The organism is Kordiimonas sp. (assembly GCF_965216265.1).
In the GTDB taxonomy this organism is placed as follows: domain Bacteria; phylum Pseudomonadota; class Alphaproteobacteria; order Sphingomonadales; family Kordiimonadaceae; genus Kordiimonas.
The window spans coordinates 646,393-663,258 of the sequence record NZ_OZ244153.1; the positions used below are offsets into that span (position 1 = coordinate 646,393).

General features: G+C 53.8%; 17 protein-coding genes. 5 read left to right on the forward strand and 12 right to left on the reverse strand.

Annotation, left to right across the window (positions count from 1 at the left end; genetic code table 11):
• Positions 1-13: 13 nt before the first annotated feature.
• The 6 genes from glyS to ACOOGA_RS03035 form a co-directional block, all read right to left on the reverse strand.
• Positions 14-2,134 carry a glycine--tRNA ligase subunit beta gene (glyS, locus tag ACOOGA_RS03010; RefSeq protein WP_417460235.1) on the reverse strand — a complete coding sequence of 707 codons (2,121 nt, stop codon included), beginning with the start codon at positions 2,132-2,134 and terminating at the stop codon, positions 14-16.
• Positions 2,135-2,137: 3 nt separating this feature from the next.
• Positions 2,138-3,016 carry a glycine--tRNA ligase subunit alpha gene (locus ACOOGA_RS03015; protein WP_417460236.1) on the reverse strand — a complete coding sequence of 293 codons (879 nt, stop codon included), beginning with the start codon at positions 3,014-3,016 and terminating at the stop codon, positions 2,138-2,140.
• Between the two features lie 98 nt (positions 3,017-3,114).
• Positions 3,115-3,855, reverse strand: a complete 741-nt coding sequence (gene map, locus ACOOGA_RS03020; RefSeq protein WP_417460237.1) for a type I methionyl aminopeptidase — start codon at positions 3,853-3,855, stop codon at positions 3,115-3,117.
• Positions 3,852-4,187 carry a chorismate mutase gene (locus ACOOGA_RS03025; protein WP_420429458.1) on the reverse strand — a complete coding sequence of 112 codons (336 nt, stop codon included), beginning with the start codon at positions 4,185-4,187 and terminating at the stop codon, positions 3,852-3,854. The genes map and ACOOGA_RS03025 overlap by 4 nt, the downstream gene beginning before the upstream one ends.
• The gene (locus ACOOGA_RS03030; protein WP_417460239.1) at positions 4,177-5,058 is read right to left on the reverse strand and encodes a S49 family peptidase; all 882 of its coding nucleotides are present in this window, start codon (positions 5,056-5,058) and stop codon (positions 4,177-4,179) included. Before ACOOGA_RS03030 ends, ACOOGA_RS03025 begins: the two co-directional genes overlap by 11 nt.
• 26 nt (positions 5,059-5,084) lie before the next feature.
• Positions 5,085-5,903, reverse strand: coding sequence for a tRNA1(Val) (adenine(37)-N6)-methyltransferase (locus tag ACOOGA_RS03035; RefSeq protein ID WP_417460240.1), 819 nt, complete (start codon positions 5,901-5,903; stop codon positions 5,085-5,087).
• Positions 5,904-6,072: 169 nt separating this feature from the next.
• Here ACOOGA_RS03035 and ACOOGA_RS03040 point away from each other — a divergent pair, with 169 nt between their 5' ends.
• A complete protein-coding gene (locus tag ACOOGA_RS03040; RefSeq protein ID WP_417460241.1) occupies positions 6,073-7,101 on the forward strand; it encodes a polyprenyl synthetase family protein in 1,029 nt (342 codons plus the stop codon).
• Positions 7,102-7,112: 11 nt separating this feature from the next.
• On the opposite strand, the gene ACOOGA_RS03045 is transcribed toward ACOOGA_RS03040, so the two are convergent.
• Positions 7,113-7,697 carry a uracil-DNA glycosylase family protein gene (locus tag ACOOGA_RS03045; RefSeq protein WP_417460242.1) on the reverse strand — a complete coding sequence of 195 codons (585 nt, stop codon included), beginning with the start codon at positions 7,695-7,697 and terminating at the stop codon, positions 7,113-7,115.
• Between the two features lie 166 nt (positions 7,698-7,863).
• On the opposite strand from ACOOGA_RS03045, the gene ACOOGA_RS03050 reads away from it, so the two are divergent.
• The gene (locus tag ACOOGA_RS03050) at positions 7,864-8,817 is read left to right on the forward strand and encodes an MBL fold metallo-hydrolase (RefSeq protein ID WP_417460243.1); all 954 of its coding nucleotides are present in this window, start codon (positions 7,864-7,866) and stop codon (positions 8,815-8,817) included.
• A 9-nt stretch (positions 8,818-8,826) separates the two neighbouring features.
• On the opposite strand, the gene ACOOGA_RS03055 is transcribed toward ACOOGA_RS03050, so the two are convergent.
• From ACOOGA_RS03055 to ACOOGA_RS03065, 3 genes are read right to left on the reverse strand one after another with little or no spacing between them, the layout of a single operon-like run.
• Positions 8,827-9,954, reverse strand: a complete 1,128-nt coding sequence (locus ACOOGA_RS03055; RefSeq protein WP_417460244.1) for an aromatic ring-hydroxylating oxygenase subunit alpha — start codon at positions 9,952-9,954, stop codon at positions 8,827-8,829.
• Between the two features lie 24 nt (positions 9,955-9,978).
• The gene (locus tag ACOOGA_RS03060; protein WP_417460245.1) at positions 9,979-10,836 is read right to left on the reverse strand and encodes a dimethylarginine dimethylaminohydrolase family protein; all 858 of its coding nucleotides are present in this window, start codon (positions 10,834-10,836) and stop codon (positions 9,979-9,981) included.
• A 19-nt stretch (positions 10,837-10,855) separates the two neighbouring features.
• Positions 10,856-12,178, reverse strand: coding sequence for an APC family permease (locus tag ACOOGA_RS03065; protein ID WP_417460246.1), 1,323 nt, complete (start codon positions 12,176-12,178; stop codon positions 10,856-10,858).
• A 421-nt stretch (positions 12,179-12,599) separates the two neighbouring features.
• Here ACOOGA_RS03065 and ACOOGA_RS03070 point away from each other — a divergent pair, with 421 nt between their 5' ends.
• The 3 genes from ACOOGA_RS03070 to nadC all read left to right on the forward strand — a co-directional run bounded on the left by ACOOGA_RS03070 (position 12,600) and on the right by nadC (position 15,455).
• Complete coding sequence (locus tag ACOOGA_RS03070) at positions 12,600-13,505, forward strand: MBL fold metallo-hydrolase (RefSeq protein WP_417460247.1); 906 nt, start codon at positions 12,600-12,602, stop codon at positions 13,503-13,505.
• A 98-nt stretch (positions 13,506-13,603) separates the two neighbouring features.
• A complete protein-coding gene (gene nadA, locus ACOOGA_RS03075) occupies positions 13,604-14,596 on the forward strand; it encodes a quinolinate synthase NadA (protein ID WP_417460671.1) in 993 nt (330 codons plus the stop codon).
• 19 nt (positions 14,597-14,615) lie between these two features.
• The gene (gene nadC, locus ACOOGA_RS03080; RefSeq protein ID WP_417460248.1) at positions 14,616-15,455 is read left to right on the forward strand and encodes a carboxylating nicotinate-nucleotide diphosphorylase; all 840 of its coding nucleotides are present in this window, start codon (positions 14,616-14,618) and stop codon (positions 15,453-15,455) included.
• A 15-nt stretch (positions 15,456-15,470) separates the two neighbouring features.
• Here nadC and ACOOGA_RS03085 read toward each other — a convergent pair whose 3' ends face one another.
• Together ACOOGA_RS03085 and ACOOGA_RS03090 are read right to left on the reverse strand one after the other, a co-directional pair.
• Positions 15,471-15,893 (reverse strand): DUF6869 domain-containing protein, encoded by a 423-nt coding sequence (locus ACOOGA_RS03085; RefSeq protein ID WP_417460249.1) that lies wholly within the window; start codon positions 15,891-15,893, stop codon positions 15,471-15,473.
• 107 nt (positions 15,894-16,000) lie between these two features.
• Positions 16,001-16,777 (reverse strand): M48 family metallopeptidase, encoded by a 777-nt coding sequence (locus ACOOGA_RS03090; protein WP_417460250.1) that lies wholly within the window; start codon positions 16,775-16,777, stop codon positions 16,001-16,003.
• Between the last annotated feature and the right edge of the window lie 89 nt (positions 16,778-16,866).

Sequence of the window (16,866 nt, forward strand, 5' to 3'; positions counted from 1 at the left end):
AGTACGTTCAGTTCTAGCCTTCAATCAGGCTGAAATCGGCAACGGTGTTCACCGCTGACCGGATTGCACTTAAAAGCGCAAGACGGTTAGCCCTCAGCGCCGTGTCATCAGCGTTGACGGTTACTTTGTCAAAAAATGCATCGATAGGGGCACGCAGCCTCGAAAGAGCAGCCATCGCGCCTTCAAAATCTTCTGTACCAAGGCTGGCTTCCGCATCTGCAACGGCAGAAGTGAGCGCGGCCGCTAGAGCTTTCTCTTCCGCATCAACCAGCACGGTCTCGTCAACCGCTTGGTCAAATGTAATGCCGTCCTTCTTCTCTTCAATACGAAGGATATTGGCCGCGCGCTTATAACCCGCGAGCAGGTTTGCGCCGTCATCCGTGTCAAGGAACGCAGAAAGAGCAGACACCCGCGCAAGAACGCGTACAAGATCATCGTCACCTTTTGCAAAAACCGCATCGATAAGGTCATGCCGCACACCAAGGTCACGCTGCTGCACCTTCAGCCGATCCGCAAAGAAGGGGAGCAAATGCTCTTCAATCGTTGCGGAAACATGGTTGAGGATCGCTTCGTCACGGTCCCCGTCTTTTTCCACGCTTACCTGAAGGCCAAGGTATGGCTTCAGTGGTTTCGCAGCATTAAGAAGTGTTTCCGCGAGCTCAAGACGAATACCGTTTTCAGTGATCAGGCGAATGATGCCGAGGGCTGCCCGCCTGAGCGCATATGGGTCCTTGGAGCCTGTGGGCCGTTTATCGATCGCGAAGAAACCAACAAGCGTGTCGATCTTCTCAGCCAGAGCCACGGCAACAGAAACAGGCGCGCTCGGGCATTCGTCATTTGGCCCGGCAGGTGCGTAATGGTCACGCACAGCGTCGGCAACCGCATCGCTCTCGCCCTGGGCCTTGGCGTAATAACGCCCCATAACACCCTGAACTTCAGGAAATTCGAAAACCATGCCTGAGACGAGGTCCGCTTTTGCGAGCATCGCGGCACGGTCTGCTTCTGCTGCGTCGCAACCCGGGATAAACTGCGCCATATGCTGCGCAAGTGCACGCATGCGGGCCACCCGGTCAGACACCCGGCCAAGCTCGATATGGAAGACAATGTCTTCAAGGGCTGGCAGGTTATCTTCCAGCTTGTGCTTCAGGTCCTGTTCCCAGAAGAATTTGGCGTCAGAAAGCCGAGCCGTGAGCACACGCTCGTTACCAGCAGTGACGATCTTGCCACCGTCAGATGGTTCGATATTCGCGGTAAAGATAAACTTGTTCGCGAGCTTGCCGGTTGATGGGTCGCGGGTCACAAAATATTTCTGGTCCTTCCGCATGGTCAGGATCAGAACTTCTTCGGGCACGCTAAGGAAAGCAGAGTCAAACGAGCCCATCATCGGCACAGGCCATTCAACAAGCCCGGCAACCTCATGGAACAGGCCCTGATCTTTCACCAGCTCGAGCCCTGCAGCACTTGCAAGCGTCTGCGCTGTATCGTGGATCAAGGTCGCGCGGCGGCCAGCATCAAGGATCACTTTGTGATCAAGCAGCTTCTGCTTGTAATCGTCAAAACCTGCAACTGAGAACTCATCCGGCGCCATGAAACGGTGCCCGCGGGTGGTATCACCGGCTTTGATGCCATCGATCTCAACATTAACCGTTTTGCCGTCAAAAATGCATAGAATGCTTTGCAGCGGACGCACCCATTTAAGGCTGCCGCTACCCCAGCGCTGGGATTTAGACCACGGGAAGTTACGCACCGTGGTTTCAAGCGCCTCAGCAATCACATCTGTGGTTGCGCGGCCTTTCTTCTCAATCACAGCGAAAAGGAAAGTGCCTTTGGCTTCTTCCCGCTCTTCACATTCATGGCGCGCTACCTTGGCCCCACGCAGGAAACCCTCAATAGCTTTCTCAGGCGCGTCTGTGCGAGGCCCACGGCGCTCTTCGCGTACATCTGGCGTGCTTTCCGGCAAACCAGAGATTGCAAGCACAAGCCGCTGCGGCGTTGCATAGGCTCGCTCAAGGTCATAACTCAGGCCCGCTGCCTTGAACGCGTCACCCATCATGCGCATCAGGTCATCAGCGGCCTTTTTCTGCATGCCCGCCGGAATTTCTTCCGAGAAAAGTTCGATAAGGAGATCAGCCATGACTTATACCTCCCAACCGTTTTTCTTGATCCATGCGGCGCAGCATCCTTTGGCCAGGTCTCGCACACGTCCGATATATGCCTGTCGTTCCGTTACCGAAATAACCCCTCGTGCGTCTAGCAAGTTGAACGTATGGCTCGCACGGATGCATTGCTCATAGGCCGGAAGTGGCAACTCCGCTTCCAGAAGGGCAGCGCATTCGTCCTGCGCTTTCTTAAAGTCGTCGAACAACTTATCAGTATTCGCAAATTCGAAATTATAAGCCGACTGCTGGCGCTCGTTCTCAAGGAACACGTCGCCGTATGTTGCACCAGCGCCATTAAAGTCGAGGTCATAGACATTATCCACGCCCTGAACAAACATCGCCAAGCGCTCAAGCCCGTATGTCAACTCACCGGAAACCGGTTTGCAGTCAAACCCACCCATTTGCTGGAAATAGGTATATTGGCTGACTTCCATACCGTCGCACCAAACTTCCCAGCCGAGGCCCCATGCGCCAAGCGTTGGGCTTTCCCAGTCATCTTCAACAAAACGGAAATCGTGCAGGCTGCTATCAAGACCAATAGCCTTCAGGCTGCCGAGGTATAGCTCCTGCATGTTGGCAGGGCTTGGTTTCAGGATCACCTGAAACTGGTAATAATGCTGCAACCGGTTCGGGTTTTCGCCATAACGGCCATCGGTTGGGCGACGGCACGGCTGCACAAACGCAGCGTTCCAGCTATCTGGCCCAAGCGCTCGCAAGGTTGTTGCGGTGTGGAAAGTGCCTGCCCCCATTTCCATGTCGTAAGGCTGCAGGATCAAACAACCCTGCTCTGCCCAGTAATTCTGGAGTGTCAGAATAATCTTCTGGAACGGCATTCCGCCGGTTTTGGGGGATGACATTATTGTTGACCAACTCTTAAATGGGCGAATCTGTTACTCAAAATTATTGCGCGCAACGTAACGGTCAGGCCAGCACCGGTCAAGCAAGAGAATGCTTGTTATTCGGTAAGAACAATTGGTGCGCCTTTAGTCACAACAAAAGTGTGCTCAAACTGTGCGCCGAAACCTCCATTGGCGAGGCGCAATGTCCAGCCATCCATGTCTTCCGCATAGGTCCTGCTTTTGGTGGCCAAGAAGGGCTCGATCGTCATGACCTGACCTTCCTGCAGCTTCTGGCGATTGCTTGGCTGATATATATTTGAAACTGTTGGTTCTTCGTGAATCCAGGCCCCAACACCGTGGCCATTAAGGCCTTCGATGATATGATACCCGTGTTTTTTGGCTTCTTTTTCCACGGCTTTGCCGATGGCATTTAGTGGCTGGCCAGCGCGGGCCGCAAACATCGCTTTGCGCTGCGCAGCTTTTGTTGCGTCCAGAAGCTTTATCAGCGCGGGATCAACCTTCCCAACCGGGAAGCTCGCACCAGTATCGCCGAAAAAGCCGTCTTTCTCTGCGGACACATCAATATTAACAAGCTCACCTTCTTTCAAAGGCACATCGCTTGGAATGCCATGCGCGATAGCGGAACCGACAGAAATACATGTATAGCCCGGGAAGTCATATGCAAGCATAGGTGCGGATTGTGCGCCGCGCTCTTTCATCATTTTTTCAGCGATAGCATCCAACTGGCGCGGCGTAACACCCGGCTTCACCGCAGCCCCCATGGCGCGAAGAACATCGCGGCAGATACCGCCAATGTCTTTGAGTTTTTCTAGCTGCTCTGGGCCATCAATTGTCATATCTCACCTTTTTCACGAATGCGCTCATGGTGCTGGATCACTTCCCTGATCACGAACTGGAGGAACTTCTCACTAAATTCAGGGTCCAGATTGGCAGACTTTGCGAGATCGCGTAGCCGTTCAATCTGCTTTTGCTCGCGGCTCGGGTCTGCTGGTGGCAGATCGTGTTCCTTCTTATAGAAACCAACTGCCTTGGTAATTTTAAACCTCTCCGCCAACATGAACACCAGCGCCGCATCGATATTGTCGATACTTTCGCGGTACGCTGTTAGCTGGGCCTCATGGGTTTGCGCCTCTGTCACGCGGTCCTCCGTCACAAATTTAAAGTCCAAACCGGTTCCAGAAGAGCCGTTCTTCAATCGCTGATAGCATCTCTTGCGGTAAGTCGGCCATCGTGTTGCTCTCTCCCCCGTCACCCATGCTGCGGCCAAGGCCAAGCAGTGCAGAGAAACGAGGCTTCCTTTCGCCAATCACGCGCATACGCACCTTTTTGCCGAACCGGTCCCGGAGTACTGTCCGAATGTCACCAATGCCGTCAATGAGACCCATTTTGACAGCATCCGTACCAGTGAACACATCCCCGGAGAAAATACGCGCCCTCAGCCCTTTCAGGCGCTTGCCCCGGCGATCCTTCACCAGGGTCTTGAAATGTTCGTGGATATCAAGCTGGATGGCTTTAAGCCGCTCAACATCTTCTTCCTTTTCTTCTGAAAAGGAATCCAGCATCGCCTTGCTTTCACCCGCTGTATACAGCCGCCGCTCAATACCAAGTTTTTTAATCGCCTCGGTGAAACCAAAGCCGCTGGAGATTACGCCTATGCTGCCCACGATTGAAGATTCGTTGGCGTAAATCTCATCACCCGCCAGCGCGAGCATATAACCACCGGAGGCCGCAACATCTTCAGCAAACACCAGCACGGGGATATCTTTCTCCCGCGCGAGAGCGCGGATGCGCCCTGTAATAAGCGCCGACTGCACTGGCGAGCCACCAGGTGAGTTGACCTGCAGCGCAACCGCCGCAACACCCGGCATGGAAAAGGCTTGCTCGAGCTGTCCGGCAACCGAAGCCATATTGATGCCACCCCGGAAACGCTTACCCGCCGCAATAACACCATAGAGCCGCACGACAGCAACCTTGGGAGGCGGGTCCCCAAACAGAGTGCACCTGAGGGTGTGGATGAATTTTGAAATTTTCCGTTGCATACGGCTGCTTTGCTTTCGTTTCGCCCTCAATAACGGCTTTGTCGTTGTCGTGCAAAGTCTTTCAGGTCCAGCGCCGCGCCGTCACGCAGAATAGCTTCAGCCTCACGGGTATATCGCGCCACCTCACCATGCAGGGCAAGGCCCGGCAAAATACTGGCTGCACCGTGCACACCTTTGCGACCTTGAATGATAACGCGTTTTGCCGGTGCCCCAAAACGCGGCCACAACGGCATGATTTTCAGTTCCCCCACCCGCCGGTGCAGGTGCGCAATCACTTCATCCACCCGGTCAGCCCGATAGATGATGGAAACAGTGCCTCTGTTCTTGACTACATGAATGCAGAATTTGATCCAGTCAGAGAGCGCGGCGGACGAATCCATATGCGCGAGCCCCTTGTTCTCAACGGGTGGGCGAATGCCTCGGCCATCGGCCAAATAGGGCGGGTTCACCATCACATGATCAAAGGTGGCCTCACCAATGTCGCGGCCCTCAATACAGCCTTTTGCCACACTGACCTGATCCCCCAAGTTGTTATAATCGATATTACGCTGCGCATAGGCGAGCATGTCATCTTGAATATCGATTCCAAAGACCTGTACGCCAGGCACTCGACGCGCAAGGCATAGCGCGGCGCCCGCAGACCCAACTCCACCCTCAATCACGCGTTCACCGGCCTTCGCGGGAACAGAGGCCGCCAGCATCACCGTATCCATCGAGACCCGGTACCCATCTTTGGGTTGAATGAGCTTGATCGCGCCCCCCAAAAAATCATCAACCGTAAAGGTTTGGCCCTCAGCCTCACCCGCGGTGATTGTAGTATCCTCTAGTGTCACTTGCTGTGTCATCGGGCCTGTCACCGCCTGGTTCACGTTTTATTCATTTTTCATGGGTGATTGTACGTGGAAATTATCTGCGGTCAAATGACACACATGTGGCCGCTATACCTTGCCTTCACTTTATCCCGGCGGTATTGTCCGCCAACAAAAAAAGAACACCAGCAGCGTTGAGGTCACCATGCCAACTAATGTCGTTCCCATTCACGGTCGCCGCGAAGCGGATGCAACCGAAAACCCGATCAAGGTCCTCCAGGATCTTGTCGCCGATGATATGAATCTGGTGAACGAGCTTATTCTTGACCGCATGCAAAGCCCTGTTGCGCTCATTCCCGAGCTTGCAGGCCACCTCATCTCATCTGGCGGGAAGCGCCTGCGTCCGATGCTCACGCTCGCATCCGCACTTATGCTTGGCTATGAAGGCAAACGGCATATAGGCCTCGCGACAGCCGTTGAATTTATTCACACCGCAACCCTTTTGCATGACGATGTTGTTGATGAAAGCAATATGCGGCGTGGGAAAAAAACCGCAAACCTGATCTGGGGCAATCAGCCCACAGTCCTGGTTGGGGATTTCTTGTTCAGCCGCGCATTTGAATTGATGGTGGAGAGCGATTCGCTTCGCGTGCTTAAAATTCTTTCAAACACCTCCGCTGTCATCACGGAAGGTGAAGTGCTGCAGCTTACCACCGCCAACGACCTGACAACGCCTGAGGAAAAATACCTTGAGGTGATCACCGCCAAAACCGCTGTGCTTTTCGCCGCCGCGTGTGAGGTGGCCGGTGTGGTCTCAGAGCAAGGCCGTGAAGTTGAAGAAGCGCTGGACGCATACGGCAAATATCTTGGCATCGCGTTCCAGTTGGTTGACGACGCCCTGGATTATTCTGCGGTGCAGGCAACGCTCGGTAAAGAAATTGGCGATGATTTCCGCGAAGGCAAAGTAACGCTGCCTGTTATCCTCGCCTTCCGCCGCGGAACAGATGAAGAGAAAGCCTTCTGGAAACGCACAGTCGAGCGTCGCCGCCAGGAAGACGGAGACCTGGAGAAAGCCATCCGCTTACTTGGCGAGCATGATACGCTGAACGGTACGATTGACCGAGCGCGCCATTACGGCTCCATGGCCAAAGATGCGCTCGCCATTTTTAAAGACCACCCTGCCAAAACCGCACTGCTCGACATCGTGGATTTCTGCATCGACCGGGCATATTAAAGACCAAGGCCTCACTTAAGGATTTCCTGTACTCTCGCTTTGAGAACCGGCAAAACGGCCGCCTCAAACCAATCGTTCTTCTTCAGCCAGATATTGTTGCGCGGGCTTGGATGCGGCAACAAAAGCGCATTGGGCAATTGGTCCTTGAATTGTTTCACGCCGTCCGTGAGCGACAGTCCCTTGAGCGCAGGCAGATGCCAGTCTTTCGCGTAAGCACCAATCACAAGCGTGAGCCCGATTTTGGGCATCAGATCAAGCATCCGTTGCCGCCATTTGGGTGCACACTCTGGCCTTGGCGGCAAATCACCTGAGCGGCCACGCCCTGGGTAGCAAAAGCCCATTGGCAAGATAGCAACATGCTCGGGGTTATAAAAAATGTCTCGAGTGATGCCCATCCAGTCACGCAGACGCGCGCCGCTGGCATCGTCAAACGGTATTCCACTGGCATGAACCTTTGTGCCCGGTGCCTGCCCGGCGATTAGGATACGGGCGTTTGCATGCACCTGAAACACAGGCCGTGGGCCAAGTGCTAGCTCACCAGCACATATCTGACAGGCCCGCGCTTCCTCGCTTATTTTTCCCAGTGCATCACTCATTTCCAGATGCCTCCTCCATGTGAACTAACGCGCACTGGCCGCCATGATCAAATCACAACTAGTTGCCTCAAAACCGAACCTTTGCCCTAAACACAAGCGCAATTGACCTCAAAGCAGCTTTAAGTGTCTGCTACTTGTCAATCAAAAGGGGATGTGAGGAAATGATATGAAGAAGAACACGATCACTCTGGCGCTGGCGCTCTGCCTGTTTTCGCTACCTGCCGTTCAGGCCGACGACGATGGGAAAACAGCAAAAGTTCACCGCTTTGTCGCCAATCATCTTGCGTGGAGCACAAATTCCTATTGGATTGAGGGGCCCGACGGCATTGCGCTTATTGATGCCCAGTTGGTGCCATCAGATGCAACGCTTCTGGCCGCGCAAATCAAGGCAAGCGGTAAAATCCTCAAAGGTGTGATCATCACCCATCCGCACATGGATCATTTCGGCGGTTTGCCAACACTTAAGGATGAACTCGGTGACTTTCCAGTCTATGCGAGCCAGGTAACGGCAGACAACCTGGCAAGCGTGCACACACAAATTCTTGGTTTTTACCCGATGCCAAATGCTTTTGGTGAAGCGTTAGATGAAAGACTGGGTGTCATTACCGATATCATAAGCGATGGTGAAGAGCTCTCCATCGCAGGGCTTTCCTTCAACATTCATCTGCTTGGTGCCGGTGAGGCGGCAGACAACGCCGCCATTTACCAGAAAGACCTGAATGTTATTTTCGCAGGCGATACCTACTATCCGCACACCCACTATTATGTTGGTGAAGGGCATTTGGACGGCGCAATCGCGCATCTAGAGTTCCTTAAAAACACCTATCCTGCTGATACATTTGTTTTGCCGGGCCACAATGATGTCTCCCGCCTGACATCTGCGGACGAACAGATTTCTTACATCAAATCCGTGCAGGAACTAACGTTCGATGCAATGTCCAACCCTGAAAACGTGGCAGAAAACGGCTATCTGACCCAAAACGCCAGGCGGGCTGTGGTGGATAGCCTGCTTGAGAAATATCGCTCTTATGACGACTTCGGCTTCAACCCGCGCCAACTGGTAGCTGGCAACGTGTTTGGGGCGGAGAAGGAAATCGTCACAAAGCAAAAGGGCATGTAAGCCCGCCCACTATGGCTTCTGCCGCGACCAGGTTTGTGGCAAGGCTTCCCGAATGCGGCGCACACTATCGAGTAGGCACACTTCAGTTTTCGCAAGTGGGCCAGAGGTGAAGCTTGAGGAGGCCATACCGTCCTGCACCCGGTTGATGATAGCCGTATCTTCGGCATTCACTTCCCGGTTGATGCGCCAGTTCAGGTATCGCGCAGCCTTCATTTCGCGCCTATCGTCCGGCAACACATAAGCAACTTCACGGATCAGCGTTTCAAACGGGGAAACCGGGATAAATTGCATGAAATCCACTTGGTCAGGATAGATATCCAGCGCAACGTTTGGCCAAAGGCGATAGTACGCCCAGTGGCGCTGTTTATCGGCCGTCAAATGAGCCACTTCGGGCAATATTTTTCTATAGGCGCGGGTCGACCAGCAGTCTTTGCGCGTTTCCATCACGTCGCCCCACATCTTGTGAATATCGCCCTTCACTTCCATGCCGTAAGTGTTGCCCACAAGGCCCGAAAGACCAGGGTGTGCAACCGGGATATGAAGTGCATCCACATAATTGTCCGCGATCTGTTTCCAGTTTACTGCACGCGGGCGCAACGTCACACGGCCAAGCGGCTGCATTTCATCGATACGGTAAGGAAGTATCTCATCAAGGTAAGGTGCAAACTGGTCGGCAACGCCAGGGCCGTCCACCTTTCCGTCAAGCCGTGCCCAAATGAAACCCACAAACATTTCGCTCGGCAGCGTCGCCAGACCGTGCTCATTTCTATCAAATGCCTCGAAATCCCGTTCATAAGGTACATTGATTAGCGTACCTTCAAGGTCCCATGTCCAGGCGTGATAAGGACACCGAATGCGCTGTCCGCATTCCCCCTGACCGCCTTCCAGAAGTCGTGAACCACGGTGCCTGCAAACATTGTGGAATACCCTAACGGCGCCATCTTTTCCACGCACCGCCACCACACGCTCGTTCAGGATATCAAGGGTGACATAATCACCCACATTCGGCAGGTCATTCTGGTGGCAAACTAATTGCCAGGACGGGCGAATAACCGCCTCCATCTCATCCTTGAAGTACCCGGCATCGGAGTACGTCCAGGACGGCAGGCTTTCATAAGCGTTTGTGACTGAGGTCATTTTATTGCTCTCATCCATCGCACACTATTCCCGTACAAGCGGCCGGGTGAGACAGGTTGGGCCGCCTTCCCCCTTACGGCTGATTTCATCGCCTTTATAAGTCTGCACCTTACATCCCGCAGCTTCAAGCCGCGCCTTGGTTTTCGGCAGGCCGTCAAGCATCAACAGGTCTCTGGGCCTGAGAGCGAGCACGTTGCAGCCCATGGGAATGAATTCTTCTTCCGGCACCTCCACAAAGGCGATGCCACGGGCTGTGAGCCAAGCTATGAACGTATCCGGCACCAAAGGCGCATATATCAGGGCCAAATCTTTATCCAGCGGGCTGATCATCGACATGAGATGAAATACATCTTCCGGATGGCTTGGGGCCGGCAGCGGCACCACATGTACCTCAACCTTGCTGCCCAATATTTCCCTCAATTGCCGAATACCCTCTGCATTGGTGCGCGGGCCTTCGCCCACAGCCAAGGCGTTGTCGTCAAGCCAGATCATATCACCACCCTCAATGGTGCCGGGTGGTGTGATTTCGCCTGCTACCTCATAGCCAAGTGCCTGCAGTTGCGCAGCGTTTTGTGCAGGTTCACCCCAGCGGCTCACACGTCCCATATTACAACGGATAAGCCCTTTGGGGCTAACGAGCAGCGCGTCACGCGCATAAATGCTATCTAGCGTCAACTCACCGCTGCACTCAAGCTCCACCACCTCAGCCCCAGCGTTTGAAAGCGCGGCCCTAAGCACATCATGTTCCGCGTTCGCTGCCATAAGATCAGGAGCTTCATAGAACCTCAGGGCCTGCCACTCTTTGGCGATTTTCTCTGCTGATCGATATGCCTGCGCGGGTGTCCGCACCGCTACCGCCTTGATAACCCCATATTCGTTCATTCCAGACAACGCTCTCAACCTACGTTTCCTTCAAACTAGCTTGCACACGTCGCTGCGCTGTGACCCATACGTAGATCGGCACACCTGCCAGCAATAGAAGCAGCGCCCAATACACGCTGTCTCGTCCTGAGCCTGCAATCACCCACACAGCGTAGGCGAAACCTATCGCCGCAACTACCGTATCGCGCAAATGCCCAACCTTTGAGGCTGATGGGTCGCGCACTGCAAACAACCACGCAGACGCGGCCGACATCGCCACGGGTAAAATTGCCGTTATAGTCGCCAGCAAAATGAGGAACTCAAACGCGACGATCAGTCCATCAACAAAATTCAGTGCAAGCGAGATAGATGCCAACACACCACCAATAATGAAGGATATAGCTGGCGTGCCATATCGTGTCAGCTTGCCGAACGGGCTAGGGAATAAACCATCAAGCGCCGCCGCCATGGGCATCTGGCCAACCGCAAAAACATTTGCGTTCACGCCGCTACCCGTCGCGACCAAGGCAATCAACGCCACAATAGTCGCGCCCATTGGGCCAACAAGAGCTGAAGCGGCATCCGCAAGCGGTGCTGTTGATTGCATCAACTGCTCGGCAGGCAATAACCCAAACGCAGCCATGGTCACCGCAAAATAGAGCACTACCACAGCCAGTACGCCAGCCATCGTTGCGCGTGGAATGGTACGCGCCGGGTCTTGCACCTCGCCAGCGGGTATGGTGCAAACTTCAAAGCCAATAAATGCCCACATGGCCAAAGCACTGGCTGCCGCTGTGGCGGAGAGCGGACTTTGGGGCTCAATCATGCCGGCGTAATTCGCGCTTTCAACACTCACCAGCCCAAACAAGGCCAAAAACAACAGCGGCAGGAACTTTGCCAGGCTGGTTATAAGCTGCAGAGCGCTGGAGCCTCGTACACTGCGGCAGTTGATAATTACCAGCCCCCATATAAGAGCGAGGCCACAAGCAAGAGAGGCGTTTGGCGATGATCGAAGCGTGGGGAAAAACTCAGCCAAGTATCCGATGAAAGCGACAGTCACCGCAGCGACAGAAACCCACACGGAGACCCAATACCCCCACGCCATCAAAAAACCAGTGAAGTCACCAAACCCCGCCCTTGTATATGCATAAGGACCACCACTGACGGTAACGCGCCGGGCCATATAGGCGAGCGAGAACGCAAGCGCCACAGTGCCACCACCGGTTACCAGCCAGCTCAGGAGTGCATATTTACCAAAAGGCGCCAGAACTGTTGGCAACATGAAGACACCGGAGCCCACCATCATGCCGATAGACAGGCCCCACGTGCGCCAAAACCCCATGACGCGCTTTTTCTCTTCCACCAGCACTTCTCCCCCACTGATTTAAACCGAGCCTAGCGCAAGGGGATGAAATGTCACGGAAATAGAGTGTCCCATATTGAGACATCAAAAACTGTATCATTTCAGGACATCTCTGTCCCCGCCTGATACAGTCAAGTGTTCATCATTCCCTATCTATCTGAAATCACTTAATATTTATTTCTGGCACACCCGTTGCGAATACAAAAACGAACCTGGTGCTCCGGCTGCCACCTGGCACAGGTTTCCAAGTTTAAGGGTTGCATCTAGCTGCCACTGCCTGCGACCTGACGAAATCGAAGTCCGACTACACCTCAATGCCCCACCTCAATCCGCTGGTGTAGTCGGCTTCGACCCATTTTCCTTTCCCCAACACCAGATACCGTTTAGTCATAAGCGCAGATCCGACTAAGGAATGCAGTTTATGAGCCCCGAATTTATTCAGGATTTTAAAGCGCCGTACGGCAAAGCTGAAAGCTTAAGCCCGCTAATCACCCGCGTGCTGTGCGAAAACCCAAGCCCGTACACTTACACTGGCACCGGGACATATCTTGTAGGCAACAACTCCAGCCTCGCCGTGATTGACCCAGGCCCGATGATGCCTGAACACGGCGAAGCAATATTGCGGGCGGTGGGCGACCGATCCATCAGCCATATTCTTGTAACTCATACCCACATTGACCACTCGCCCCTGTCAGCCTGGCTAAGTGAGCGCACTGGTGCACCAATATATGCGTTCAGCACACACGGCGCAGGCCGTAAGGGCGGGCTGGATGGTGAAGATGTTGAAGCCGGTGCAGATACCCACTTCAAACCAGACTATCTGATCGCGGACGGCCATGTTTTCACCGGGAACGGATGGACACTGCGCGCAATTCACACGCCGGGCCATACCGCAAACCATCTTTGTTTCATGCTTGAAGAGGAAAAAGCGCTGTTTGTGGGTGACCACATCATGGGGTGGGCCACGACGGTTATCGCACCACCTGACGGAGACATGCGCGCCTATTTCGCCAGTCTGAAACGGGTGACAAAGGAGGCTCCGTCAGTTTTATACCCTACCCATGGCCCAAAAATTGAAAACGCAGCCCCTTTTGTGCGCGGTATAATAACGCACCGACGCATGCGTGAAGGGCAAATCCTCAAACATCTTGAAGATGGCCCCATGGATATCAATATGATGGTCAGCCGCATGTATAAGGATGTGGATGTAAGGCTTCATCCGGCCGCCGCGCGGTCCGTACTTGCCCATCTTATTGCGCTCGTGGACGAAGGCCGGGTCAAGGCGTCAAAGCCGCCATCGTTGTCAGCATTGTTTGAACTTGGCTGAACGCGCAAAAATCCTTAATTGCCTTTGTGGCTTTAGGTCGGTATTTATGCCGCTGCACGAAGTTATTAGTCATGTCCGCGCAGGAGAAACAGATGAATATGGTATCGCATCCGGCAGTCGATCCCACCCTTGATTTGGTGGCAGAAATCAAACGCCTGCGCGAAGAGAAGAATGCTGTCATTCTTGCGCACTATTACCAGGCGGGCGAAATTCAGGATATCGCAGACTTTGTTGGCGATAGCCTTGATCTCTCCCGCAAGGCTGCTGAAACTGACGCAGACATGATCGTTTTTTGTGGCGTGCGCTTCATGGCTGAAGTTGCCAAGGTCCTGAGCCCACAGAAAAAGGTTGTTCTGCCCGACATGGCCGCTGGCTGCAGCCTGGAGGACAGCTGCCCGCCTGACGAGTTTGAGAAATTCGTCAAGGCGCACCCTGACCATATGGTATTGAGCTACATCAATTGCTCCGCTGCGGTGAAGGCACACACAGATATTATTGTGACAAGCTCAAACGCAGAGCATATCGTGAAGCAGATCCCCGAAGACCAGAAAATCATTTTCGCACCAGACCGTCATTTGGGCGGCTTCCTTTCACGCAAGTTAGGCCGTGACATGCTGCTATGGCAGGGCACCTGTATCGTGCATGAGATGTTCAGCGAAAAAGAACTGATCAAGCTGAAAGCCAAGCACCCGGACGCGCCGGTCGCTGCGCATCCTGAATGCCCGGACAATATTGTCCAGCATGCAGACCATGTGGGCTCCACCAGTTCGATCCTCAAATTCTGCACCGAGCATGAGGCCGATACCATCATCGTTGCAACAGAGCCCGGCATCATTCACCAGATGGAAAAGGCGGCACCAGGGAAAACCTTCATCGGTGCGCCTGGCGCGGACGGCAATTGCAGCTGTAACACCTGCCCGTTTATGGCCTTGAACACGATGGAAAAGCTGTATCTCTGCCTGCGTGACGAAGGCCCGGTTATTGAACTGGATGAAGAAACACGCATTGCGGCTGAAAAACCACTCCGTAAAATGTTGGAAATGAGCCCGACTACTGGCCCATCAAAAGACGTTTCAGCCATCAGCGCATAAGCCCAGTACGGAGAGCCTCATGGTCGCATTTCCCTTAACAGATGCGGAAGTCCAAGCGTTTATAGACACTGCGTTTGCGGAAGATATTGGTGAGGGCGATGTGACCTGCGCCACCGTCATCCCGGAAAAGGCCACGCTATCTGCGACAATGAACGCACGTGAGACAATGGTTCTCGCGGGCCTTCCACTTGTTGAGCCTATTTTCAAACGTCTGGACCCTGCCTGCCTAATCACCTTTTATGTTTCTGATGGTGACCGAGTAGGCCCCGGCACCCGTATCATGAAGGTTGACGGCAAAGCCCGCGCACTGCTTTCTGCCGAACGTACAGCGCTCAATATCGTGCAACACATGTCTGGCATTGCCACATTAACACGCAGATATGTTGACCTCATTCGTGATACCGGCACGGTGCTTCTTGATACCCGCAAAACCATTCCTGGCCTCAGGAGCCTTGGTAAATACGCCACGGCCATGGGCGGTGCTAAAAACCACCGTATGGGGCTTTACGATGCCATCATGATTAAAGACAATCATATCGCTGTAGCAGGCTCGGTTGAGAAGGCCGTTGCCGGCGCGAAGGCCGCAGGACGAAATGATATACAGGTTGAGTGCGATACTCTTGAGCAGTTGCGCCAAGCGTTAGCAGCCGGCGCCAATAGCCTGCTCCTTGACAACATGCCGCCTGCAATGCTGCGGGACGCCCGCGCCATCGTTAACGGAAAGATCCCCTGTGAGGCTTCCGGCGGCGTAAACCTCGACACCATCAGAGCCATCGCCGAAACCGGCGTCGAGTATATTTCAGTTGGGCGCCTGACACAGTCTGCCCCGGCCGTCGATATCGGGCTGGATTACGCTTAAACGGGCGAGCTACCGTCAGGACAATGACGCCCTGCCATCTTTGAGGTGTTTGCCGTGGAATGCCCGTATGCCCGGCAGTTCTTCGGCAAGCCTGTTCCAGGCATAGTCGTCCAGGGCATTTTTCCACACACACGACAGTGCGATGCAGAAGTTTACATTCTCTCGCGCAGCCTCAATAAGAAGGCCAACCACATCACCGCCATGAAAATTGATCAGGTCCTCAAGCGGGCCGGTACCAAGAAACGACAAGGCCCGACTGTTTTCAGCCTCGATCATGTTCACGGCAACCCATATGGCCCGGAATCCTGTTTTGGGTTCGTCCCGGCATAGGCGCCACATGGTTTCAACTGCTTTAAACTCATGCGCTTCAATTGCGCCATCATGAAGAAAGTAGCCAAGATAGTCCTTGGCCAACTCCTGTATTTCGGCTTCAGTCATTCGTGCACCCCTGTTGCCCCAACCAGCAACATTAAGTTCCCCTTATAGTTGAAAGGTGCACCGAATCGGGACAACTCGCAAATCACTAAACCGTTTTTATTAAAGGTTTAATTATTTTTATATTCAGCCATATAGGTAGACATCTTCGCGTTGATACGCGCAATGCGTTTATCGTCAGATGGGTGCGTCGACAGAAACGCCGGTTGGGAAGCACCATCTTTCATCGATTTCATCTTTTGCCATAACCGCACGGCGGCCCGAGGGTCATACCCTGCTCGGGCCATATAGAGGGTACCGATATCGTCCGCCTCGAGCTCCATGGCCCTGCTGTGTGGTAGCTGGACAAACCCTTGCGCCGCCAAAGCACCCAATGTCACCGCCATTTGTGCCATTTCACCATCCTGCGTGGTTGCACCGACAGCAGCACCTACTCCCACAATTGCAAGATTTTGAGCTTGTGCACGGCTCATTTGCTCAGCACCGTGGCGAAGAATAGCGTGCGCAATCTCATGCCCCATCACAGCAGCAAGTTCATCGTCATCCGGGAAGCTATCAACCATTTTCTGGTACATGGCTATTTTACCCCCAGGCAGCGCCCAGGCATTGAGCACGTCCTCATCAATAACCACAAACTCCCACGGCATGTCTGGCTTGTCCGAGATTGCTGCGATGCGAGCCCCAATCCTTTGCACGCGCTGAGCCGCCGGACCGCTGGTTTTCACGTCCGCAGTTTTTTTCACTTCCTTCATAGCCTCAAGCCCAAGAGCTGCGTCCTGGCTTGGCGGAATGGTAATAAACTGTGACCGGCCCGTTACGGTATTCGTGGTCACACAGGCAGCCAGGAACAGTCCGGCAGAAAGGGCGAGGATATTTCTAGTACGCATTTCGTGTCCCCATTGAAGTGAAGTGTTGCTCCAGAATACCAAACACGATGGCAACCAAAAGGCAATTCTCTGAATAAAGAAGATTTGGC